Below are 23215 nucleotides of genomic sequence, written 5' to 3' on the forward strand. Positions count from 1 at the left end.
CCGGTGCCGGCTGAGACGGGAGGACTGGGGAGGGCTGCGGCCGGACGCGGCCGGAGGGGTGCGACCGGAGGGCTGCGGCCTTACGCGCTTGCTGTTTCGAGGCCGGCCGGCTGTGAGGCGGCGAGCAGGTGGTTGCCCAATGACGTGCGGTGGTACAGCACCGCTCGGCCGTCGCGGCGGGAGTCGACCACGCCCGCATTGCGCAGGATGCTCAAGTGGACGCTCAAAGTGGGAGCGGAAACGCCTAGCTGGTGAGCCAGGTGCGTGGTGGACATCGGCAGATCGAGGTGGCCCACGATCGCAGCGCGGGTTCTGCCGACCAGCTCGGCGAGCGGGGACTCGCTGACGTCCTGCTGGCTCTCCCAGAGTCGGCCGAGCCCACGCGGCGGGTACGTGATCGTGGGCACGTGCGGTGCAGCCGTGACCGGAAGAGCAGCGGGCCAGGTGAAGACGCAGGGCACAAGTAGTAGTCCCTGGCCGGGCAGCGGCACACCGTCGCAGCAGTAGGGCCGCTCAATCTCGATCCGATCACCGCTGAAGCGGACCGACGGATGCAGATTGCGGAACAGCCTGTCCACCCCACCCGCGGCGAGCTCGTCGAGCCGGAACGCGAGATCTTCCTGGAGCAGCGCGCGCATCCGGCGCCAGTCCGGCTCGATCGTCCGGTGCCAGTAGCTGTCGAGCGCGGCGGTGATCCGATCGAGTGCTTTCCGCGGATCAGCGATCAGCTCCGCCAGCAATGGGTGTGGGTGGTCGAGCTGCAGCTTGGACAGCTCGTCGACCACCAGGTGGTGCGGCGTCGCGGCCACTGCGGCGAGACCCGATTCGAAGCTGGTCGACCGCCGAGGCGGTGCCGGGGTGATGAAGTCGGGGATGTACCCGATCGGGGGGATGAGTGCCCTGAGCAACGTGAGGTCGTCGCCCGCCACTATCGGCCGGACCTTGCGCAGCCAGGGACCGTGGACGCTGCCGGACGTGCTGTTGCTCAACGCACGGACGCTCGTGACCGTCTCCCACACCGGGGAGAAGGCGAACCTGATCCGGCTCACGTCGTCGGCGGTGAGCCTGATAGTGATCACCCGAGCACCATAACCCGGCTGGCACGATTAGTCCTCCGCCTAATGTTCGACAGCTCGCCGAGTGCGCTCGACAGTAGAGGCATGAACGAGATCGGAGCTCCGCGAGAGAGCGCTCCCCGCCTTCCCCGGGCGTTCTGGGCGCTCTGGGTCTGCCAGCTGGTCAACCGCCTCGGCAGTTTCGTGCAGCCGTTCCTCGTCCTCTACCTGACCCAGGACCGCCACCTTTCAGCCGGTACTGCGGGGGCCGTGGCGGCAGCCGTCGGCGCCGGCTCGGTCGTATCCCAGGTGGTCGGTGGCTGGCTGTCCGACCGGGTCGGCCGACGCCGAACCATGCTGCTCGGCTTCTTCGGTACTGCGGCTGCGCTGATCCTGCTGGGCTCGGCGCGTTCGATGGAGACGATCTGGGCCGCCGCTTTCGTCGTCGGGCTGATGGGCGACTTGTTCCGACCGGCGGTCCAGGCGACCGTGGCCGACCTGCTCCAGCCGAGGGAGCGCGTTCGCGCGTACGGCCTGCTGTTCTGGGCGATCAACCTCGGCTTCTCGGTCTCCACGGTCAGCGCGGGCGTCCTCGCGAGCATCGGCTACAGCCTGCTGTTCTGGATCAACGCCGGTACGTCGGTCGTGGCGGCGCTGGTGATCTGGCGAATGGTCCCGGAAACCCGGCCGGTTCTCGACGAGGGACCACGCCGGTCGTTGCTGCCGGTGGCTCTGCGCGACACGACCTTCCTGCTGATGATCCTGATCCAGATCGGCTACGCGACGATCTATTTCCAGGGATACTCCACGCTCCCACTGGTGATGGCAGCCGACGGCCTGCCCAGCTCGACGTACGGGCTGGTGATCGCACTGAACGGCGTGGTGATCGTGGTGGTCCAGCCGTTCGTCAGCCGGCGGCTCGCGACCTACGACCGGCCGAAGCTGCTGGCGTCGTCGATGCTGATCGTCGGACTCGGCTTCGGTCTGGGCGCGGTGGTGCACAGTTGGTGGGGCTACGGGCTGTCGGTGGTCGTCTGGACGATTGGCGAGATCGGCTTCGCGGCCGTGCTCGGCGCCGTGCTCGCCGACCTGGCGCCGGTAGATCTGCGCGGCGGCTATCTGGGGCTCGCAGGCAGCATGTCCTTCGGCCTCGGCAGCGTGATCGGCCCGCTGCTCGGCACCAACACACTCGAGTACGCAGGCCGGGCAACCGCCTGGCTGGGTTGCGCCGTCCTTGGCATCATCCTCTTCGTCGCCCAGCTCGCACTCGCGCCGTCGCTTCACGATCGCGCCCGATCAGCGGCGGCCGCCACGGCCGCCGCCGGGTCGTGAAGGCGTTCGACCGGCTGAGGTGCAGCGGGTGGATCGGGACACGGAGGCAGTCGCTGGGAGCGGTTTCGTAGGCTTGCGGGCATGAGTGAGCCGAAGGTTGCCAGCGTCGTGTTCGATATCGGTGGGGTGCTGCTGGACTGGAGCCCGGACTACCTCTACGCCGAGTTGATTCCGGACGCCGCCGAGCGGGTGCACTTCCTGACGAACATCGCGACGCCCGACTGGAACCGGCAGCAGGACGCCGGCCGGAGCTGGGCCGAGGCCGTCGCCGAGCTCACCTCGGTGCACCCGGAGCACGCCGAGTGGATCGAGGCGTACGACAAGGGCTGGCTGAAGATGGTGAACGGCGTCATCCAGGGCACCGCCGACCTGCTCACCGAGCTGCGCGACCAGCAGATCCCGACCTACGCGCTGACCAACTTCTCAGAGGAGAAGTGGGGGGTCGCCAAGGAGGCATTCCCGATCCTCGGCGGCTTCGTCGGTGAGGTTGTGTCGGGCCGGGAGCAGACGATCAAGCCGGACGAGAAGATCTACCGCATCCTGCTCGAGCGCTATGACCTCGACCCGGCCCGCACCTTCTACACCGACGACGTCCGGCACAACGTCGACGGCGCCCGTGCGGTAGGCATCGACGCCGAACTCTTCGTCGGCGCCGATACCCTCCGCAGGCAACTGAGAGAGCGCGGTCTCCCGCTCCACCCCTGACCCTGCCGGCCCCACTCTGGCCGGATCGCGGCCGCGGCACCGGGGACCGCGCCAACAACGCGGACCCGCCGCCCTTCTCTGCATTCGTGAGGACGCCGCTCCACCGGCATCACGAGAGCGTCCTCGGGCCGGAATCGCGGCGGCGGCGACCGCCCCTCCAGCAGCTCCGGCGTCAGGCGGTGGTGGCGAGGAGCGCTTCGGTGTACTTCGAGCCGCCGCCGAGGTGGGCTGCTTCGACGAGGAGTTGACCGTCCTGGCAGGAAGGGGCCGTCAGGGCGGTGTCCGGCGGAGTGGCGTAGATCCGCTGCGGGCGAGCAAGGCCCGGTTGCCAGCGCTGGATCTGGAACGCCTCCACCCCATCGGAGATGGTGCGGACCTCCCAGTGGATCCAGTTGCCGCAGGCCACGATCGTGTCGGTGACGATCTGGCCGAGGGATCGGGTCGCGCTGTCGCCGGTCTCGCGGAGGTAGGCCTTGCTCGAGTACTGGTCGGGATCGGACGCGCCCACCTCCGACCAGATGGTTGCTCCGCGCAACGTGGCGCCGCTCCACTGGATGCAGTTCTTCGCCGCGGCCACCGGTCGTGCAGGACCACCGGACAGCGGTGCGGTGAAGAGCCGCTTGCACCGTTGCGGGCTCGATGGCGCGGTGAGCTGGCTGAACGTCACGGAGTCGGCAGATACGATCGGATCGGCGACATATCCCGGGTCCGGCACGCAGCTCACGCTGCGCGTCTTCAACGACGCGAGCTCCGCGATCACCAGGCACGACCTGCGCCGGCTGTCGGTCGAGCTGTACGCGAAGGTCCCGTCATACGCCCCCAGCTCCGGCTCGGAGATCGCAGGGAGCGCTCTCTGCTTCGAGAGATCCGTTCTCGTCCCGGTCGTGAGGTCGTACCGATAGGCCCGGATCTCCGGATCGGGCCCGTCCGACCGGATGTCCTCGATCAACGCCCACTTGTCATCGATCACGACCGGCGACTGTGCGACGAACCCAGCGAGCGGCGCATGCCGCACGACGACCCGTTTGCTCGCGCGATCCGTCACCGTGGTGGTTCCGGCCTCGTCACTGCTCCGCGTGACCAGGTATTTCCGTTGGGCGGTGACGACATGCTGCCCATCCACCGGTTGGCGAAGCACCTTCGTCCATGCAGGCGGACCACCCGGGCTCGAGCTCGGCGTACCGGTCGGGCCTGACGGCGTACCACCCGGGCTGGATGGTGGAGTACTCCCCGACCCGGCGGTCGGCGTACCGGCGGTGGGTGAGGTCGAAGGAGCGGGGTTGCCTTGGTCGGTGCCGGACGAGCAGGCGCTCGCGAGCAGACCGAGGGAGAGGACAACAGCGACAGACGGTACGAGGTCTGATCGGCGCATCCGCCTACAGACCGATGTTCTTGAAGGAGTTGGCCAGGGTTGCGTTGAACAGGGCCGATGCCGGGATGTTCTTCGGGCCGTTGGTCACGTTGCCGCGACTGTTGAAGCGGCGCTCGTTGAACACCTCGAAGATGCCGATCGTGCCGTTCTTCGTGTCGTACCCGCGGCCGACCTGGTAATGCCCGCTGTGGTTGAAGGCCAGATATGGGAAGTACCGCTTGAGCAGTTGCACGTGTTCGATCACGGGCGCCGGTGCGGCGTCGGCCAGGTGGTTCTGGTGCACGGTGAAGAACTTCTTCGTGTCCCAGTGACCGACGTTCTGCACGATGTAGGTGCCGGCGGCAATGTCCCACTTGGTCTTCAGGTTGGTCTGCTTCACCATCGCGGAGATCGCAGTACCGGAGCTGGTCGAGCCGAGGTCCTTCGCCCAGGAGGCCTGGGTGTCCTGCTGCTTGTCGTCCGCCCAGTCGATCGACTGGAACGTCGCCGGGCCACACCAGTAACCCTTCTCCTGCGAGGTCTGGTAGCCCTTCATGATGTACGACGAACTCGGCAATGCGGGCTTCAGGGGAGTGGGCGGACCCGGCGGCGGGGGAGTCGTCCGCGTCGGTTCACCGACACCCAGCAGACGCAGGGCGCGTGCCTTGTCCCGGCCGTCCCAGGCGGTCTGCAGCTCCTCTAGTTCGGCAGCCACGCGCTGATCCTTCGGCATCGCTGCCCGCTCCGCCACGAAGGCCGCGGGACTCTGGTCGCCGGTGGCGATGTCCTGCTCCACGCCCGTGTCACCGGTTGCCCCGACGTCAGGCGTCGTCGCGGTCGCGCTGAGCTCGGCACCGGTCGGCACCTGGTCGACGAAGCCGAGGCCGAGGCAGTAGTTCTCCTCGTCGAGCTTGAAGCAGCGCATCACCCGGGTCGCTTGTTCGGCCGCACTGACCCGGAGCGTCTGATCGTCGGGCGAGGTCTGGGTGACCTGGGTCGCCAGTTCGCTCCACGAGTGCGCGACAGCCGGCCAGTTGTCGTCCGGCGCGGTGGGATCGGGCTCCGGCGCGATGGTGGGATCCGAGGAGGGCCCGGACGAAGATATGGACGAAGGAGCGGACGAAGGTGCCGAGGAAGATGCTGACGAGGGCGTTGACGACGGCGTGGAAGAAGGCGCCGATGACGGCCCTGATGACTGCCCTGATGACTGCGTGGCAGAAGGTTGAACGGCCGGCGTCGACCCGCTGGGCCGCTCGTGCGGCTGATATGCGGCGGCGGTTCCGGCAAGGGGCGCCTGCGCGAGCAGGGCACCCAGGAGGATCAGTGCTGCTGCCCCCCGTGTCGCTGTGGGCATTGTGGTCTCCCGTTGGGCGTGTGACTGTCGTGACTGTGGGTACGCCTGGGAACACAGTACGTGCTTGGGGCAACAAAGGGGAGGCCCCATCAGCCCCAGCAGTCCCACCGGCCGCGCGGAGCTCGGCCCTGAGCGGGCCCACTAGACTGAGCGCGTCCCCCGTTCTGTGAGTGCTGTGGAGTCTGTGTGTCGGTCCAACCCATCCGCCTGTTCGGCGACCCTGTTCTGATCACCAAGGCCGACCCGGTCGTCGATTTCGACGCCGAGCTGCGCCGCCTGGTCGCCGACCTCACCGACACCATGCAGGCCGCACCCGGTTCCGGCCTGGCGGCGCCCCAGATCGGCGTCGGCCTGCGCGTTTTCACGTACTTCGTCGAGGGCGAGCTCGGCCATCTGGTCAACCCGGAGCTGAGCCTGTCCACCGAGGACCAGCTGGGGCCGGAGGGCTGCCTGTCCATCCCCGGCCTCACCTTCGACTGCAGGCGGGCGCTGAGCGTGATCGCGAAGGGCTTCAACATGTACGGCGAACCTGTGGTGATCGAGGGCTCCGACCTGCTGGCGCGGTGCATCCAGCACGAGACGGACCACCTGGACGGCGTACTGTTCGTGGACCGGCTGGACGCCGAGACGCGCAAGTCCGCGATGAAGGCGATCCGGGAGGCGGAATGGTCCGGCCTCGGCGGCCCCCCGCAGCTCAAGGTGTCGCCGCACCCGACGAACGGACTCGGCCTGTGAGAGTCGTCTTCGCCGGCACCCCGGAGGTGTCGGTCACCGCACTGAAGGCGATCGTTGCCAGCGGCCACGAACTCGTTGCCGTCGTCACCCGTCCCGACGCTCCGGCCGGCCGCGGGCGCAAGCTGGTCGCGTCACCGGTCGCCCAGTACGCCGAGGAGCTCGGCGGCGTCGAGATCCTCAAACCGGTCAAGCCGAGTGATCCCGACTTCCTCGAGCGGCTCCGGGAGATCGCGCCCGACGCCTGTCCCGTCGTCGCCTACGGCGGGTTGCTACCCCAGGCCGCATTGGACATCCCGGAGCACGGCTGGATCAACCTGCACTTCTCCGTGCTCCCGGCCTGGCGGGGCGCCGCACCCGTGCAGCACGCGATCATCGCCGGCGACGACGTCACCGGCGCGAGCACCTTCCGGATCGTGAAGGCGCTCGACGCGGGACCCGTGTACGGCGTACTGACTGAGCGCATCGGTCCGAAGGACACGGCCGGGGATCTCCTCACCAGGTTGTCCGAGTCCGGCGCCAAGCTGCTCGTCGACACCCTCGACGGCATCGAGGCGGGCGTGCTCGAGGCCCGGGAGCAACCGGCCGACGGCGTCACCCTCGCGCCGAAGCTGACCGTCGAGGACGCCGAGCTGGACCTCACCGCGCCTGCCCAGCGGGTGGATCGCCTCGTCCGCGGCTGCAACCCCTCGCCGGGCGCGTGGACCACGTTCCGCGGCGAACGCCTCAAGGTGCTCGAGGTGAACCCGGTCGACGAGCGGCTCGAACCGGGCGAGCTCCGGGCCGCGAAGTCTTCGGTGCAGGTCGGGACCGGCAGCAAGGCGCTCGAGCTCGTCACGGTCCAGCCGCAGGGCAAGAAACCGATGGCCGGAGCGGACTGGGCCCGCGGCGTACGGATCGTCGACAAAGACCGTCTGGGCGCCGAGTGAGCGACCGCAGTCCCCGCAACCGTGCCCCGCAACGCCGTCCGGACAGGGTCCGCCAGCTCGCCTACCGGGTGATCCGGCAGGTCACCTCCGAGGACGGCTACGCGAACCTCGTCCTCAACAAGGCCCTCCGCGACCAGCGGCTGAGCGGCCGCGACGCCGCCTTCTGTACCGAACTCGTGCACGGAACGTTGCGCTGGCAGGGCACGTACGACGCGGTCCTCGCGCGCTGCGTGTCCCGCCCGCTGGCCGATCTCGATCCGGAGCTCCTCGACCTGCTCCGCCTCGGTGCCCACCAATTGCTGCGGATGCGGGTCGACTCGTACGCCGCGGTGAGCGAGATGGTGACGCTGACCCGCGCCGAGGTCGGGCAGAGCCGCAGCGGTCTGGTGAACGCTGTGCTCCGCAAGGTCAGCCAGCGGTCGCTCGACCAGTGGATCAGCACCATCGCGCCGTCGCCGGATGACGATCACCTCGGCTATCTCGCGATCGCCAAGGCCCATCCGCGCTGGGTGATCGAGGCCTTCGCCAACGCCCTTGCGTCCGAAGAACCCGGGGTCCTGCCCCACCCCTCTTCGGACGCAAGCGGGTTGGAGGACCTGCTCGATGCGGACAACGATCCGCCTCGGGTGACGTTGGTGGCACGGCCCGGGCTTGCGGACCTGGATGAGCTTGTCGAGGCCGGAGCCACCCGCGGCCGCTGGTCGCCGTACGCCGCTGTGTTGCAGGGCGGCGGCGATCCTGGCCGGATCGGGGCGGTGGCGACCGGGCGTGCCGGTGTTCAGGACGAGGGGTCGCAACTGGTCGCGACGGCGCTGGCCATGGCTCCGCTGGACGGTAGCGACGCCCGGTGGCTCGACCTGTGTGCGGGGCCTGGTGGCAAGTCCGCTCTGCTGGCAGCACTGGCGAACCAGAGGGATGCCCTGCTGACGGCGGTTGAGCCGCTCAAGCATCGCGCCGAACTGGTCCGCGCCAACCTGCGCGCTATACCGGGCGACCACCGCGTGCTGGTGGAGGACGGCACTAAGCCGACCTGGCCGGCTGGCTGGTACGACCGGGTGCTGGCGGATGTCCCGTGCAGTGGGCTCGGGGCATTGCGCCGCAGGCCTGAAGCGCGCTGGCGCCGTACGCCGGAAGACGTGGTTGAGCTGCGGCCGCTTCAGGAGGCCCTGGTGGGCTCCGCGATCACCTCTGTGCGGCCGGGAGGCGTGGTCGCTTATGTGACGTGCTCGCCGCATCACGGGGAGACCCGCGCGGTAGTGGACGCGGTACTGGCTCGGCGCGGCGACGCAGTACTCGAGGACGCCCGGCCGTTGTTCCCCGGTGTGCCGCTGCTGGGCGAAGGTCCGGACGTGCAGTTGTGGCCGCACCTGCATGGAACAGACGCGATGTACCTGGCGCTGATCCGCCGTATCTGATCGGTCCGTGGACCTGCTGTCAGGAGTGTGAGGTCGAACGGTCATGATAGACGGGTGACAACGACGGACTTGCGCCCTGCCCGGACCGCTCAGCAGAGCCAGATCATCGGGGTGACCTCCGCTTTCGGCATCGGCACGCTGGTCGCGATCCAGGGGCGCATCAACGGCGATCTCGGCCATCGGCTCGGTGACGGGATCGCGGCGGCGCTGATCTCGTTCGGGTCCGGGCTGGTCATCCTGACGATCGCGTGCGTCGTGGTCCCGGGGATCCGCGGTTCTCTCGGCAACGTCTGGCGAACCATCCACACCCGCTCGAACGGGCAAGGCCTGCTCCGGTGGTGGCAGTGCATCGGTGGTCTTGCCGGGGCGTTCCTGGTCGCCTCCCAGGGCATCACCGTCGCAGTGATCGGCGTGGCCGTCTTCACCGTTGCAGTGGTTGCAGGACAGGCCGTGACCAGCCTGCTGGTGGACCGGCTGGGCTTCGGGCCGTCCGGGCCGCAGCCGATCACGCCGCTGCGACTTGTAGGCGCCCTGCTCGCTCTGGTTGCGGTGGTACTCGCCGTGTCCGAGCGGTTGAGCCATCCGTCCGGCCTGCTGCTCGCAGTACTGCCCGCTCTGGCCGGCATCTTCACGGCGGTCCAGCAGGCGATCAACGGCCGGGTGGCGCACACAGCCTCAGCTGACGCCTACGGCGCGCTTGCCGCCGGCACCATCAACTTCATCGTGGGCACGTCGGCGCTGCTCGTCGTCTTCCTCGTCGACCTCGTACTGCGTGGCGCACCGCCGCACGGTCTGCCGAGCGAGCCGTGGCTGTACTTCGGGGGCGCGTGCGGCGTCGTCTTCATCAGCGCGGCAGCCTCTGTGGTACGGGTGGTGGGCGTGTTCGTGCTCGGACTCGGCACGATCGCAGGTCAGCTGATCGCCAGCCTGCTGATCGACCTCTTCATCCCCGCGTCGAACAATGCCGTCACCGGCCAGGTGGTCGGCGGAACCCTGCTGGCGCTGGTCGCTGTCGTGATCGCCGCGCTCCCGAACCTGCGCCGGAGCTGAATCTCCCGCGTCCGGCCTGTCCCGCTTGGGGCGGTGCGCGGCCAGCACCGGCTGTTCTTCATGCTGCCCGGCTACGGTGCTGGCGCGACACCCGCTTCCACTGGGGTTTTCGGCCTCCTGCCCGATCTGACAGCACTCACCATCCCCTGGGACACGGCCACCCCGGTGAGCACGATCAATGCGCCGACCGGCTGGTACCAGGTGAGGTGCTCGTCGAGAACGAGTACGCCCACGATGATCGCGAAGATCGGCATCACGTAGGTGACCATCGACGTCATGCTCGCGCCGATCAGGCGGATGATCCGCAGGTTGAGCACGAAGGCGATCCCGCTGCCCAAGGCGCCCAGGGCGACCACACTGGCGACCACCTCGAACGAGAGTGACCACGGCAGCGGCGGAGCGTGACCTGCCACGATCGGCGCGACCACCGCGAGCTGGACGGTGGCGCAGAGCAGCAGACCCGCCGAGAGCGCGGTACCGGAGAGCTTGCTGCCGGCGATGAACCGCTTCTGGTACGGGATGGCGACGCCGTACGAGCAAGCGGCAGCCATGCAGAGCAGCTGACCGGTGAGGTCCGCGCCGCCGTGGAGCTGCCAGGCGCCGAGCACGACCATCATGCCGACGAATCCGAGGAGCAGCCCGACTGCGCGCTGCAGCGTGAACTTCTCGGTACGGAACACCAGCACTGCGATCGGCAGGACCACCAGCGGGGTGATCCCGTTCCAGATGCCGGCCAGGAGCGACGGGACGCGCTGCTCCCCGTACCCGAACAGCGTCCAAGGCAGCGCGGAACCGATCGCGCCGAGCACGAACGTGTGCGCCCAGATGCGCGGCTCGCGGGGGAGGGACTCGCGCTTGATCGCAAGGATGATCAGGAGCACCAGCGCGCCGGCCACCACCCGGCCGAGTGCGAGGTAGGCGGGGTGGAGCTCGCGAACTCCGACCGAGATGAACAGGAAGCTGCAGCCCCAGATCGCGGCCAGCAACAACATGGTCGGAAGCCACGCCCGGACGGGGGGCTTGTCAGGAGTCGTCACAGTGCTCACTCCTGACATCCTGCAGCATCCCTTCGACATTTCCCGCATTCCTGCCCGCTCATCGCCGTCGACCCCGTCCGCGCAACCTTCCTGGTTGCAGCCGGAGTGCGGCCAACTGCGGGTGTCGCCGTACACCCCGGTGAAGTCGAGGACGAAGCGGACCGCCGGCACTCACCAACCCGGTTGGTGCGGTTGTGTCTGAGCGTGCGGGCTGGCCGATGGGGCCGGTTGCTGAGTGTTGGCGGTCCGCTTCCGGCGATAGACAGGGGCGGCTTGGTCGTCGCTGGGGGTGAGCGGCGGCGGGCGGTAGGTGGTGGGCGGCGGGCGGCGGGCGGTGAGCGACGAGCGGTGGGCGGCGAGCGGGCGGCCGACGAGCGATGGGCGACGGGCGACGGGCGGCGAGCGGTGGGCGACGGGCGACGGGCGGCGGGCGGCGGGCGGCGAGCGGTGGGCGACGGGCGGCGGGCGGCGGTGGACAGTGGATGGTCTGGGGGGCCGGGGCGGGAGAGGATGACGGGCATGGGTGCCTATGAGGTTGAAGCTGTCCGGAAGCAGTTCCCGGCTCTGAACGAGGGGGCCGCGCATTTCGACGGTCCCGGTGGTTCGCAGACTCCGCAGATGGTGGCTGACGCGGTCAGTTCGGCGATGACCTCCGCGCTGGCGAACCGGGGCCGACTGACGCCTGCCGAGCGTCGGGCCGACGGGATCGTGGTCGGGGCGCGTCAGGCGATGGCGGATCTGCTCGGCACTGAACCAGGCGGCATCGTCTTCGGCCGGAGCATGACCCAGTTGACCTACGACTTCGCCCGGACCCTCGCCAAGGACTGGGGCCCGGGGGACGAGATCGTGGTGACCCGGCTCGATCACGACGCGAACGTTCGGCCCTGGGTGCAGGCAGCCTCGGCGGTCGGCGCGACGGTTCGCTGGTTGGCCTTCGACCCGTCCACGTCCGAGTTGGACGACATCACCCCGTTGCTCTCGTCGCAGACCCGGCTAGTCGCCGTCACGGGAGCGTCGAACCTGATCGGCACCCGGCCGGACGTCGCAGCCATCGCCTCGAAGGTGCATTCCGCGGGAGCCCTCGTGTACGTCGACGGGGTGCACCTGACCGCGCACGCGCCGGTGGACGCAGGTTTCGCGGACTTCTACGCGTGCTCGCCGTACAAGTTCTTCGGACCGCACTGCGGGGTCCTCTCGGCGTCGCCGGCGCTGCTCGAGGGATTGCGGCCGGACAAGTTGCTCCCGGCAACTGATGCGGTTCCCGAGCGGTTCGAGTTCGGCACGTTGCCGTACGAACTGCTCGCCGGGACCACCGCGGCCGTCGACTTCCTGGCCGGACTCGGAGGACTCGCCGGGCTGGGAGGAGCGGGGGAGAACCGGAGAGAGCGCTTACTGAGTTCTCTGGCGTTGCTGGAGTCGTACGAGGACGGGTTGCGGGTCGAGCTGGAAGCCCGGCTGGCTGCGATCGACGGAGTCACCTTGTACGGAAGGGCCGAGCATCGTACGCCGACCCTGCTCTTCTCGGTCGCGGGGCACGAATCGCCAGCGGTCGCCGCACAGCTGGCTGCCGCCGGGGTCAACGCACCGGCGGGCTCCTTCTACGCGCTGGAGGCATCGCGTCACCTCGGCCTTGGGGACGGCGGCGCTGTCCGAGCGGGAGTTGCTCCGTACACGAATCAGTCGGACGTCGACCGTCTGGTCGATGCCGTCGAGAGTCTGGTTTCCTGACGTAGCTCCCGGGGGAAGCCTCCAAGGACAACCGCCCCAGCGGCGGACCGCCCCCATGCCCACCAAACTCTTGACCACCGCCGCCCTGCTGCTGTCGACTCCGACAGCTCTTCCCGCCAGACTCCGGCAGTACGGCGTTCGCGGACCCCACAGTGAGCGCTCGAGGGCTCCGAACGGTCAACCGGCCAGCCTCGTCACCCGCTTCATCCCGAGCCAAGGCGCAGGCGCCGGCGAATCCGGTGAACTCAGCTATTACACGACCTACTGACCCCCATTCGGACGCCCTTGACACCCCTGAAATCGACTAACTAAAGTCCGTGGGGTAAGTCTGTCGGCCCCTTCTCCCTACCTCCTGCTCGCTTGCGGCCCCGGGCAGAGTCGCCCGGAGAGCGCTCCCTGGTTTCTGGACATGATGTGGAGGAGTAGGCGGAGTGAGAGAACCGAGCAAGGTCTTCGTTCAGGTCGGCCCGAGTGACGGCCTGGTCGTCGCCAGCGCCGGCGGACAGACCTGGACCGCGGCCGGCATTGCTGTCACCTGGTCCGCGCCCGGTGACGCGGACGCGCCCGGTGACGCGGACGCCCCCGGTGACGCGGGCGCCCCCGGGCGCACGGATTTCTCCGGGACGGCGAGTGTCCGGACCGCGGGCATCCCCGGGACCGCGGGTGCTGGAGACGTCATCGTGCGCGCCGCCGGGGTGGTCTCTCGGGTGGCTCTTCGGTGGGAGGAACCGATCCCCTCGGAGGTTCTGGTTCTCGGGGACGCCTGGGAGCGCTCCTACGGTGATCTGCAGTGGCGCCACCTCCAGCCTGAGCGGCTGCTGCCGTGGTACTGGCTGGCGCACGACCGTCAGAGCGGAACCACGAGTGGCATGGGCGTCGACGTCCAGCCGGCCGCGTTCTGCTCCTGGACCGTCGACCCGGGCGGCATCACGCTCTGGCTGGATCTCCGCAACGGCGGCGGTCCCACCCGCCTCGACGGCCGCTCGCTGACCGCGGCCACCGTCCGCCGGTTCGACGATGCCGGCACGCCCTGGTTGACCCTGCACGCCGCGGTCGCGGCCATGAGTTCCCGACTACCGGCACGACCTGAGCCCGTGCCGGTAGTCGGGGCGAACAACTGGTACTACGCGTACGGCGAAGGCTTCGACGAGAAGGCTGTCCTGCAGGACGCGGCCACCGTGGTCGAGCTCGCCGCTGGCCATCCGGTCAAGCCGTTCTCCGTCGTCGACGACGGGTGGAATCCGGGCGGCAACGGCTCCGGCGGTCCCTGGGAGAGCGGTATCTCGGGGATCTTCGACGACATGGCCGGGACCGCAGCTGCGGTCAAGGAGATCGGCGCTCGACCCGGGCTCTGGTTCCGCCCGCTGCTGTCTCGAGAGAGCGGTCCCTGGGGTCGCCCGGGCCAGGCTGACGGACCCGGCCGTGCGCTCGATCCGTCGTACCCGGAAGTCCTTGAGTTGGTGCGCGCGGATCTGCACCGCTTTCGGGACTGGGGCTACGAACTCGTGAAGCACGACTTCAGCACCTACGACGTGTTCGGCCGGTTCGGCCCGGCGATGGGCGCGCGGCTGACCGACGCCGGGTGGCAACTGCATGACCCGACTCGGACGACGGCCGAGATCGTGCTCGACTTCTATCGCGAGATCCGCGCGGCGGCGGACGACGTGGTACTGATCGGGTGCAACACCGTCGGGCACCTTGCGGCCGGCCTGGTCGATGTCCAGCGCACCGGGGACGACACCTCGGGGCGCGACTGGGAGCGGACGCGGAGGATGGGGATCAACTCCCTGGCCTTCCGGCTCCCGCAGCACAACCGGTTCTTCACGCTCGATGCGGACTGTGTGCCGTGCACCCCGCAGACGCCGTGGGAGCTGAACCGGCAGTTCCTCGACCTGGTGGCCCGCTCGGGGAGCGCTCTCTTCGTCTCCGTCGATCCGGCCGCGCGGACAGCACGGACGGATCGCGATCTCAGCGACGGTATACGGTTGGCGCTCAGTGGCGGGGACGCCGCAGTTGGTGGAATCGAGCCGCTGGATTGGCTGGTGAACACCACGCCTACCGCTTGGCGAGCTGATGGCGGCACGCTGCGGTACGACTGGTCGCAGCCCTGGGGTGCGGACCCGGCATCGGGCTGAAGTCCGTCGGGGCGGGCTGGGTCGTTGTGGAGAGAGGCAAGGGGAGTGGTGAGCACCGAGCAGCCACCGGCGGTGGTACGCCGGGGTACGAACCTCGACCGGGTCGGTGGGTTCAACGACACCGTGGTGCTGGACGCGATCCGGCGCGCGGACCAGCGACTGAGCCGGGTGGAGATCGCGGCAGCAACCGGTCTCTCGGGTCAGGCCATCTCCAACATCACCCGTCGGCTGCTCGTCGCGGGTCTCGTCCGCGAGGCCGGCCGGCAGAAGAGCACCGGCCTCGGCAAACCGCGCACCTTGCTCGAGCTCGAACCGACCGGCCAGTACGCCGTGGGCGTGCACCTGGACCCTGCGGTCGTCACCGTGGTCATCCTCGATCTGACCGGTCAGGTCGTCGCGCGGCGCAGGGCCGAGACGCCGGCAACGGATGATCCGGGCCTGTTGATCGCCGGGATCGCGGCCACGGTCGAAGAAGTCATCGCCGAGGCGAGTGCCCCCCGGGAACGAGTGGTCGGTGTCGGTATCGCCGCGCCCGGCCCCATCGACGTCGAGCGTGGCGTAGTGGTCAATCCGCCGAACCTGGCCGCCTGGCATCTGGTCCCGCTGCGCGATGCGCTGCGGGAACGAACCGGGTTGCCGGTGCTGCTGGACAAGGACGTCACCGCGGCTGCCTCCGCTGAGAAATGGGCCGGTGGTTCCAACGGCCGCGGGAGTTTCGTGTTCTTCTACCTCGGCACCGGTGTCGGTGCCGGTCTGGTGATAGGCGACGAGGTCGTCCGGGGTTCGTCGAGCAACGTCGGCGAGATCGGCCACGTCATCGTCGATCCTGACGGCCCGATCTGCTACTGCGGCCGGCGAGGCTGCGTCGGCGAGGCCAGCCAGCCCCGCTTCCTGGTCCAGCAGGCGATGCAGGCCGGAATACTTGCCCAGGGCATCGACTTGGACGATCGGCGCGCGGTCGATGGTGCCTTCGCCGCCCTGTGCTCGCAGGCTGGTGAGGGTGTCGAAGCCGCTCGGGAGATCATCACAGCGTTCGCGGCGCGGATCGCCAAGGTGGTCGAGGACATCGCGAATCTGCTGGACCTCGAGCGGGTGGTCTTCGGTGGTCCGCACTGGGACCAGCTGGCGCCCTTCTTCGGCGAGTTCGTCCGAGCGGCGATGGTGGAGCGCTTCCTGGTCCGCTCCGTGCACCCGTTCGTGGTCACGGGCACCGCGCTCGGCGCGGATGTCGGCGCTGTCGGGGCGGCGAGTCTGGTCCTCGACCACACGTTCTCGCCGAACCCCTCTGTCTTGCTGCTAGGACCCGCGGAGAGCGCTCTCGCTGCCGCGCAGGTCGTCTCTGTGGAAAGGTGATGTGTTCATGACCGGTATCGATCGCGAAGTCCTCGCCCGCGCTGTCGACGAGGTTCGTCGCGCGACCGGCGACCCAGTGATCGCGGCCATGGTCGAGCGCTCGATGGCCGAGAATCTTCCGGCGGTCGCCGAACGGTTGCCGGACGGGACCACCTTCGTGCTCACCGGCGACATCCCCGCGATGTGGTTGCGCGACTCCGCCGCCCAGCTCCGCCCCTATCTGATGCTGTGCGGTGACGACCCCGACCTGCAGGACGTGCTGATCGGCGTACTGCACCGCCAGCTCGACTACATAGCGATCGACCCGTATGCGAACGCCTTCAACCGTGAGGCGAACGGCGCCGGTCACACGACTGACGAGACCGAGATGTCGCCCTGGGTCTGGGAACGCAAGTACGAGATCGATTCGCTCTGCTACCCGATCGAGCTGGCCTACCGGCTTTGGCGGATCACCGGCCGCAAGGATGTGGTGGACCAGCGTTTCGCAACCGCGGCAACGGCAATCCTCGATCTCTGGACGGTCGAGCTCGACCACGAGGCAAGATCGCAGTACCGGTTCCAGCGCCACGATGAGGCGCCGACGGACACCCTTGTGCGGGACGGCCGTGGCCGGCTGACCCAGCCGACGGGAATGTCGTGGAGCGCTTTCCGACCGAGCGACGACGCGACCGAGCACGGGTTCAACGTGCCGGGAAACATGTTCGCGTCGGTTGTGCTCGGCTATCTCGAGGTGATCGCCGCCGAGGTGCTGAGGGACCACTTGCTGGCCGCCCGGGCGAAGGAGCTCAAGGCCGGCATCGATGACGGCATCGCCCGGCACGGCACCGTCGACCACCCGTCGCTCGGACGTGTCTACGCCTACGAGGTGGATGGCACGGGGGAGCGGTTGCTGATGGACGACGCGAACATGCCGAGTCTGCTGTCCATCCCGATGACGGGATTCGCGAGGGCCGACGACCCGACGTACCTGGCGACCCGGCAGCTGCTGCTGAGCCCCGAGAACCCGTTCTACTACAGCGGTTCACACGCCTCCGGTATCGGCAGCCCACACACTCCACCGTCGCACATCTGGCCGATCGCGCTGGCTGTCCAGGGACTCACCAGCACGTCCGCGGCCGAGCGGCAGCGACTGCTGGAACTCCTGCGCGACACCACCGGCGGCACCGGCCAGATGCACGAGTCCTTCCACTGCGACGACCCGACGGTGTTCACCCGAGAATGGTTCTCCTGGGCGAACGCCATGTTCTGCGAACTCGCCCTCACCCACGCCGGCCTGGCCATCCCGGAGTGATCACTACGGCGAACTCAGGTGACATCGCGGCGGCGGGTGGTGACCACGGCCAGGACGACGAAGACCACGGTGTAGGCGAGGAGCGTCAGGAGAGCGCGCTCTCCGCCGACCGCGTCACGGACTCCGGGTGGCGCGTTGGTCACGGCCATTCCCGTGACGCTGAGGACCAGGGCGCCTGCGTTCGCCCCGGGCATGGCGTCGGACAGGAACTCCAGGTCGGGCAGCAGGCTGCTCACGAGGCCGGCCAGCAAAGCCTCGATTCCCAGGATCCAGACGACTCCGAAGCCGATCGGCAGGGCAACGTTGCGGAAGGCAACGGCCAGGACGGCTCCGGCCAGACACCACATCGTCAACACCAGCCAGCCCCCGGCCAGACCTTGTAGCAGCTCCAGAGGTCCCGGCCAGTTCATCGGCGCCCCCTCTGCAGCGGTGATCCCGACGCTGCACAGTGCGCAGGCTGCGAAGATTCCCAGCACCCAGAGCGCGATTACCGTGAGCAGGCCGAGCAGCTGTCCGCCCAGCAGAGCACCGCGGCCCGGGCGCTGGGTGAGGATGGTCTTGAGCGTTCCCCAGGCGTATTCGCCACCGACCACGATCGCGCCGAGAACCAGAGCGAGCGCTCCCGCGAAGACCGGGAACCCGCCGATCGTGTTGTCCATCACGCGTTCGGGCAGCACTCCGCGTAGAACCTCGGCCCGCGGGATGCCGTTCGTCTGCTGGTTGTCGTCGCCGGTCACGTAGCCCAGATAGGGCAGCAGATAGCCGAAGATCAGGCTCAGCACGAGGCCGGCGGCGAAAAGCACCCAAACGGCTGATCGTTTGCGGAGCTTGAGCAGCTCGGCGCGATAACTACCTATCATCGGCCTTCTCCTCCGAGTCGGTCGTGGTCAGCTCGAAGAACACATCCTCAAGAGCCCGTTCGGTACTGCGCAGCTCCGAAACCGCGATCCCGGCCTCGACCAGGACGCGGTTGACCTCCGCCGCCCGGCTGGGATCCACCTTGATCCGGAGCGTGTCGTCGTACAGGTGGACGACGTCGCCGAGAACGCCTCGGAGAACCGAGCGAGCGCTCTCTGACGGCGCTGCCCGGATCACGAGCTCCTGCTGGCCGCGGAGTTCCTCGACGTGGTGCTCGGCGATCATCCGGCCCTCGTTGATGATCCCGACCCGGTCGCAGAGCTGCTGCACCTCACCGAGCAGGTGGCTCGACAGCAGCACGGTCCGGCCGTCGGAGCCGAGCTCGCGGATCAACCGGCGCATGTCGCGCATCCCGGCGGGATCGAGCCCGTTGGTCGGCTCGTCGAGGATCACCAGCTCGGGATCCTTCAGGAGTGCAGCCGCGACGCCGAGCCGTTGCTTCATGCCGAGCGAGTACGTCGAGAAGCGGTCCTGCGCGCGATCGGTGAGATCCACCAGCTCGAGTACCTTCTGGATCCGCGCTCGTGGCACGTCGGCGTACTCGGCCAACAGGCGCAGGTTGTCCAGCCCGGACAGGTACGGGTAGAAGGCCGGCGACTCGATCATCGAACCGGTCCGGGCCAGCACTCGGGCCTGTCCGGGGGAGCCGCCGAGCACCCGCACGGTTCCACTGGTCGGCGCGATCAGGCCGGTCAGGATCCGTAGCGTGGTGGTCTTGCCGGCGCCGTTCGGGCCGAGGAACCCGTAAACCTCACCGGGCTGGACCAGCAGATCGACACTGTCGACCGCGAGGGTGTCGCCATAGCGTTTCGTCAGTCCGGAGACCTCGACCAGCGGGGCAGTTTCACTCATACCCCCGACCTTGCCGCCCGGACCCCCGCCCCCGCGTCCCCTCCCAGTAGTCACCTCACCTACCGCCCCGGGAGTATCCACCTCCACACGCGGCGTACAAGAGCCCCAGCTCACCGGCCGACCTCGCCCCGATCCACCAACCTCGGGCGCACAAACAGCCCCAGCTCACCGGCCGACCTCATCCGAACCCGTCCAAGCTCACCCCGAGGGCGCAGCAGGCCCAGGTCGCCAGGCCAGCTCAGCACGGGCCTAGTTCACGCCGGGTGCAACCGATCCAGGTTCGATCGAGTCCTGTGCCGGACTCCGGGTCAGCCGAGCCAGCCGGGGCGGACGAGGCCGGTTTGGTAGGCGACTACGACCAGTTGTGCGCGGTCGCGGACGCCTAGCTTGACCATGGCGCGGCTGACGTGAGTCTTGGCGGTGGCTGGGCTGAGCACGAGGCGGCTGGCGATCTCGTCGTTCGACAGGCCCTCGCCGACCAGCGCGACGATCTCCCTCTCACGCTCGGTCAGTACATCCAGTTCCTTGCTCGCGTGCGGCTGTCGACTGCGGGCCGCGAACTCCGCGACCAGCCGGCGCGTCACGCCCGGCGAAAGCAACGCGTCGCCTTGCGCCACCACTCGCACGGCCTGCAGCAGTTCAACCGGCTCGGTGTCCTTGACCAGGAACCCGCTCGCACCAACCCGCAGCGCTTCGAAAACGTACTCGTCCAGGTCGAACGTCGTCAGGATCACGACGTGAACATCGCAGAGCGCTCCATCGGCTCCGATCTGCCGGGTCGCCTCCAGCCCGTCGGTGCCCGGCATCCGGAGGTCCATCAGTACGACGTCCGGCTTCTCGGCGCGGGCGACCTCGACCGCGGCCGCGCCGTCGGAAACCTCACCGATCACCGTGATGTCGTCCTCGGCGTTCAGCAACGAGCGGAACCCGGCGCGCACCAGCGCCTGATCATCGGCCAGCAGTACGCGGATCATGCGCACACGCTAGAGCATCCCCCGGTCACCCCACCGGCTCAGCCTCACCCGTCCGGAGCCGGGGGTCAGGCGAGGCCGGCGTCGTGGGCCAGGAGCGCGATCTGGGTGCGGTTGCCGAGGCCGAGCTTGGTCAGAATGTGCGAGATGTGCGCCTTCACGGTCGCCACGCTCATGTAGAGCTCGACCGCGATCTCCGCGTTGGCCTTGCCCTGCGCAACGGACAGCATCACGTCGTACTCCCGCGGGCTCAGCTGAGAGAGCGCTTTCTGTGCCTGCGTATGAGCGCCCGCCTGCGTCGCCGCACGATCCATCAGCCGCCGAGTGATCGCGGGCGACAGGATGGGATCACCCGCCGCGACCCGCCGTACCGCCTCGACGATCTGGGCCGGCGGCGTGTCCTTCAGCAGGAACCCGCTCGCTCCCGCGCGCAACGCGTGCAGAACGTTCTCGTCGGTGTCGAAGGTGGTCAGCACCACGACCTCGGGCGGGTTCGTCCTCGCCCGCAGCCGCCGCGTCGCGACGATCCCGTCCACCCGCGGCATCCGCAGATCCATCAGCACCAGATCGGGGAAGTGAGCATCGATCGCCGCCGGCACCTCGTCCCCATCGGCCGCCTGCCCCACCACGGAGATGCCGTTCGCGCCGTCGAGCATCATCTCCAGACTTGCCCGGACCAGTGCGTCATCATCCACGACCAGGACCCGGATCGTCTCGGCTTCGCTCATGCCGGCCACGGTAGCGAGGCGTGCAGTCGAAACCCGCCATCGGCTGCCTTCCCGTGATCCAGCGTGCCGCCTGCCAGGTGTACCCGCTCGGTGAGTCCGACGAGCCCTGTACCGCTGCCAGGAGCAAGCGGTACGCCGTTGCTGCTGGGATTGGTCAGCTCGATCTGGAGCGTCCCGCCGGGTTGACCTCTGACCAGGAGCGTGACGGGATACCCCGCGGCATGTTTCCGCGCGTTGGTCAGACCTTCCTGAACCACCCTGTACGCCGTACGCCCCGTTGCTGGTGGCAACGACTCCGGCGCGGTGACGGCTTCGTCGTACCGGATCTCGGCGCCGGCATCCCTGGACTCGGCGACCAACTCCGTCAGGTCGCTGAAGGTCGGCTGGGGGCGGCCGCCGGGCAGGTCATCGCTCTCGGTGTCGCGCAGCACACTGATCACCTCTCGGAGTTCGTCGAGCGCCTGGTGGACCCCGGTGCGAATCACGCCCGCGGCGCTGGCCAGCTTCTCCGGAGACGAGTCAGGCCGGTACTCCAGCGCGCCCGCGTAGGTCGCAAGCAGAGAAAGGCGATGTGCCAGTACGTCGTGCATCTCGCGGGCCATCTTCGTCCGCTCCAGCGTGCGTGCTTCGGCGATCCGGCGACCTTGCTCGTTCTCAGCCCGGAGAGCGCGTTCTCGCAGGGAATCGAGGAGTGCCCGCCGGGCCTGGGTCCATTGGCCCCAGCCGAGCAGTGCGGCGTGAACAGCGAGGTCGAGGATCACGTACCACAGCAGGCTCAACCCATCGATCGGCCGCCAGATCCCTTGCACTAGATGGCCGGCGACTCCAGCCAGTGCGACCAGCGCGGCAAGTCGGAGCGGCCGGCGCTGAGCGATTGTGAGAGTGCCAACCGTCGATGGGGGTGTGGCAGCCGGAGAGAGGGCGGCGAGTGCGGCCAGCAGCACAGCGGCCGGCACGGGACGTCGCGAGAGCAGCGGCAGAAGGGCACAGGAGATCACGCCGACCGAGATGTCGAAGATCAGCCAGCCGATTCTCTCGGCGCTGAATTGGCGGCCGACGATCGTGAGCGCGGAGAGCGCTCCAATCGTGATCACCGCGACGGCGTCCGCCCCCCGACTCCGCCTCGCAGTACCGCAGGTCTCCTCCATGCCGCCGAGAGTAGGCGCGCTGCCAACCCACCGCTACCGACCAAAGTAGAAGCCTCACCGACTTACTGCCGTGCCACTCCCGCCGCACGGCCGATGCTCAGGATCGTGCTCTCCCAGAGTCTTGCCTCATCAGTCACCAGATCTCGTAGAACCCAGCGGGACTCAGCGGAGAGGGCGCGACACCTCGGGAGCTGGCAGGTCGTTGCTGCGCCTGCTGAACCAATCCCGTTGCCTGCAGCAAGCGTCGACGCGGTTCTCTGCTCGGTGGACGACCTGAGCGCAGTACTGGATGAGGTACTGCGAGTTCTGCGGCCGGGCGGGGCGGCTCGTGTTCTTCGAGCATGTCGCGGTCAGAGGCGGGCTGCGCGGTAGAAGCCTTCGATGTGGTCGACGACGAGTCGCGCGGCGTCGTCCGGTTGGCCCGCACGGATCGCGGCGAGGATGGCGCGGTGCTCTGCGCGCAGGCCGACAGCGGTCGCGTCCCAGTCGGCGAGGTTCGGCACCGCGGCCAGTACATATCCGTGGATCGCGGTCCGGAGCGATGACATCACCGCGGCGATCAGCACGTTGCCCGCCAACGCCGCCATGGCGACATGGAACTCGGCATCGAGCAGATGGAATTCCTCCGGCGTGAGCCCCTCCACGTCCATCCGATCCAGCAGCCCTTCCGCAACAGCAAGCGCAGCACGATCAGTACCCCGGTCGGCGCCCGGCACAGTGCCGGCGGTGGGATTCGGTGCTGTCGCGCCGTCAGGTTCGGCGGTTTGCTGTCGGGCCGCCTGGCGTGCGGCGGCTTGGCGGGCGGCCCAGGATTCGAGCAGTACGCGGGTCTGGACGATGTCGCCCATCGGCAGGTGGTTCGTTGCCAGATGCAAGCGAAGAAGGGCGGTCAGCGGCGAGGCCGGTTCGGCCACGATCACCGCGCCCGCGTCAGGCCCGGAACCAGTGGCCGTCCGGACCACACCCATCGCCTCGAGCACCCGGACAGCCTCGCGGACGGACGGGCGGCTGATCCCGAGCTGTTCCGCCAGGGAGCGCTCTCCGGGCAGTCGCTCACCGAGCCGCAGCCGGCCGGCGGCCAGATCTGCCTCGACCCGGTTCAGGACCAGCTCGTAGTTCTTCACGTGGCGA

The 23215-nt window shown here is 68.7% G+C and carries 23 protein-coding genes; 13 read left to right on the top strand and 10 right to left on the bottom strand.

What is annotated here, in order from left to right; translation table 11 throughout:
• Positions 1 to 80: 80 nt before the first annotated feature.
• On the bottom strand, positions 81 to 1079 hold the full coding sequence (locus ABD210_RS19795; RefSeq protein WP_344113238.1) for an ArsR/SmtB family transcription factor: 999 nt from the start codon (positions 1077 to 1079) through the stop codon (positions 81 to 83).
• Positions 1080 to 1160: 81 nt separating this feature from the next.
• Between ABD210_RS19795 and ABD210_RS19800 the strand changes: the two genes are divergently transcribed.
• Positions 1161 to 2387 (top strand): MDR family MFS transporter, encoded by a 1227-nt coding sequence (locus ABD210_RS19800; protein ID WP_344113239.1) that lies wholly within the window; start codon positions 1161 to 1163, stop codon positions 2385 to 2387.
• A gap of 81 nt (positions 2388 to 2468) precedes the next feature.
• Entirely contained in the window at positions 2469 to 3092 is a 624-nt protein-coding gene (locus ABD210_RS19805; RefSeq protein ID WP_344113240.1) for an HAD family hydrolase, read from the top strand.
• Positions 3093 to 3264: 172 nt separating this feature from the next.
• Here ABD210_RS19805 and ABD210_RS19810 read toward each other — a convergent pair whose 3' ends face one another.
• Complete coding sequence (locus ABD210_RS19810) at positions 3265 to 4464, bottom strand: hypothetical protein (RefSeq protein ID WP_344113242.1); 1200 nt, start codon at positions 4462 to 4464, stop codon at positions 3265 to 3267.
• 4 nt (positions 4465 to 4468) lie between these two features.
• Positions 4469 to 5368 carry a C39 family peptidase gene (locus ABD210_RS19815; protein ID WP_344113243.1) on the bottom strand — a complete coding sequence of 300 codons (900 nt, stop codon included), beginning with the start codon at positions 5366 to 5368 and terminating at the stop codon, positions 4469 to 4471.
• A gap of 61 nt (positions 5369 to 5429) precedes the next feature.
• On the opposite strand from ABD210_RS19815, the gene ABD210_RS19820 reads away from it, so the two are divergent.
• The 5 genes from ABD210_RS19820 (at position 5430) to ABD210_RS19840 (ending at position 9923) form a co-directional block, all read left to right on the top strand.
• Positions 5430 to 5669, top strand: a complete 240-nt coding sequence (locus ABD210_RS19820) for a hypothetical protein (RefSeq protein ID WP_344113244.1) — start codon at positions 5430 to 5432, stop codon at positions 5667 to 5669.
• Positions 5670 to 5983: 314 nt separating this feature from the next.
• Positions 5984 to 6532, top strand: coding sequence for a peptide deformylase (gene def / locus ABD210_RS19825; protein ID WP_344113245.1), 549 nt, complete (start codon positions 5984 to 5986; stop codon positions 6530 to 6532).
• Positions 6529 to 7458, top strand: a complete 930-nt coding sequence (gene fmt / locus ABD210_RS19830; RefSeq protein WP_344113246.1) for a methionyl-tRNA formyltransferase — start codon at positions 6529 to 6531, stop codon at positions 7456 to 7458. Before def ends, fmt begins: the two co-directional genes overlap by 4 nt.
• On the top strand, positions 7455 to 8873 hold the full coding sequence (locus ABD210_RS19835) for an RsmB/NOP family class I SAM-dependent RNA methyltransferase (RefSeq protein ID WP_344113247.1): 1419 nt from the start codon (positions 7455 to 7457) through the stop codon (positions 8871 to 8873). The genes fmt and ABD210_RS19835 overlap by 4 nt, the downstream gene beginning before the upstream one ends.
• A 54-nt stretch (positions 8874 to 8927) precedes the next feature.
• Positions 8928 to 9923, top strand: a complete 996-nt coding sequence (locus ABD210_RS19840; RefSeq protein WP_344113248.1) for a DMT family transporter — start codon at positions 8928 to 8930, stop codon at positions 9921 to 9923.
• A 71-nt stretch (positions 9924 to 9994) separates the two neighbouring features.
• On the opposite strand, the gene ABD210_RS19845 is transcribed toward ABD210_RS19840, so the two are convergent.
• The gene (locus tag ABD210_RS19845) at positions 9995 to 10969 is read right to left on the bottom strand and encodes a DMT family transporter (protein WP_344113249.1); all 975 of its coding nucleotides are present in this window, start codon (positions 10967 to 10969) and stop codon (positions 9995 to 9997) included.
• Between the two features lie 510 nt (positions 10970 to 11479).
• Between ABD210_RS19845 and ABD210_RS19850 the strand changes: the two genes are divergently transcribed.
• From ABD210_RS19850 to ABD210_RS19870, 5 genes are all read left to right on the top strand, one after another.
• Positions 11480 to 12688, top strand: coding sequence for a cysteine desulfurase-like protein (locus ABD210_RS19850; RefSeq protein WP_344113251.1), 1209 nt, complete (start codon positions 11480 to 11482; stop codon positions 12686 to 12688).
• Between the two features lie 55 nt (positions 12689 to 12743).
• Complete coding sequence (locus ABD210_RS19855; protein ID WP_344113252.1) at positions 12744 to 12956, top strand: hypothetical protein; 213 nt, start codon at positions 12744 to 12746, stop codon at positions 12954 to 12956.
• A 163-nt stretch (positions 12957 to 13119) separates the two neighbouring features.
• The gene (locus tag ABD210_RS19860) at positions 13120 to 14823 is read left to right on the top strand and encodes an alpha-amylase family protein (RefSeq protein WP_344113254.1); all 1704 of its coding nucleotides are present in this window, start codon (positions 13120 to 13122) and stop codon (positions 14821 to 14823) included.
• 48 nt (positions 14824 to 14871) lie between these two features.
• On the top strand, positions 14872 to 16176 hold the full coding sequence (locus ABD210_RS19865) for an ROK family transcriptional regulator (RefSeq protein WP_344113255.1): 1305 nt from the start codon (positions 14872 to 14874) through the stop codon (positions 16174 to 16176).
• Positions 16177 to 16183: 7 nt separating this feature from the next.
• Positions 16184 to 17467: a glycoside hydrolase family 125 protein gene (locus ABD210_RS19870; protein ID WP_344113257.1), complete on the top strand. Its 1284-nt coding sequence runs from the start codon at positions 16184 to 16186 to the stop codon at positions 17465 to 17467.
• 14 nt (positions 17468 to 17481) lie between these two features.
• Here the strand turns inward: ABD210_RS19870 and ABD210_RS19875 are convergent, their stop codons facing one another.
• The 5 genes from ABD210_RS19875 to ABD210_RS19895 form a co-directional block, all read right to left on the bottom strand.
• Positions 17482 to 18327, bottom strand: coding sequence for an ABC transporter permease subunit (locus tag ABD210_RS19875; RefSeq protein WP_344113259.1), 846 nt, complete (start codon positions 18325 to 18327; stop codon positions 17482 to 17484).
• Complete coding sequence (locus tag ABD210_RS19880; protein WP_344113260.1) at positions 18317 to 19237, bottom strand: ABC transporter ATP-binding protein; 921 nt, start codon at positions 19235 to 19237, stop codon at positions 18317 to 18319. The genes ABD210_RS19875 and ABD210_RS19880 overlap by 11 nt, the downstream gene beginning before the upstream one ends.
• 308 nt (positions 19238 to 19545) lie before the next feature.
• Positions 19546 to 20211 carry a response regulator gene (locus ABD210_RS19885; protein ID WP_344113261.1) on the bottom strand — a complete coding sequence of 222 codons (666 nt, stop codon included), beginning with the start codon at positions 20209 to 20211 and terminating at the stop codon, positions 19546 to 19548.
• Between the two features lie 65 nt (positions 20212 to 20276).
• The gene (locus tag ABD210_RS19890; protein ID WP_344113262.1) at positions 20277 to 20936 is read right to left on the bottom strand and encodes a response regulator; all 660 of its coding nucleotides are present in this window, start codon (positions 20934 to 20936) and stop codon (positions 20277 to 20279) included.
• Complete coding sequence (locus ABD210_RS19895) at positions 20933 to 22084, bottom strand: sensor histidine kinase (RefSeq protein ID WP_344113263.1); 1152 nt, start codon at positions 22082 to 22084, stop codon at positions 20933 to 20935. Before ABD210_RS19895 ends, ABD210_RS19890 begins: the two co-directional genes overlap by 4 nt.
• Positions 22085 to 22177: 93 nt before the next feature.
• Here ABD210_RS19895 and ABD210_RS32495 point away from each other — a divergent pair, with 93 nt between their 5' ends.
• Entirely contained in the window at positions 22178 to 22456 is a 279-nt protein-coding gene (locus ABD210_RS32495; RefSeq protein ID WP_425552690.1) for a methyltransferase domain-containing protein, read from the top strand.
• On the opposite strand, the gene ABD210_RS19900 is transcribed toward ABD210_RS32495, so the two are convergent.
• On the bottom strand, positions 22435 to 23208 hold the full coding sequence (locus tag ABD210_RS19900; RefSeq protein WP_344113264.1) for a FadR/GntR family transcriptional regulator: 774 nt from the start codon (positions 23206 to 23208) through the stop codon (positions 22435 to 22437). The genes ABD210_RS32495 and ABD210_RS19900 overlap by 22 nt on opposite strands.
• Between the last annotated feature and the right edge of the window lie 7 nt (positions 23209 to 23215).

Source organism: Kribbella alba (assembly GCF_039529635.1).
GTDB classification, from domain to species: domain Bacteria; phylum Actinomycetota; class Actinomycetes; order Propionibacteriales; family Kribbellaceae; genus Kribbella; species Kribbella alba.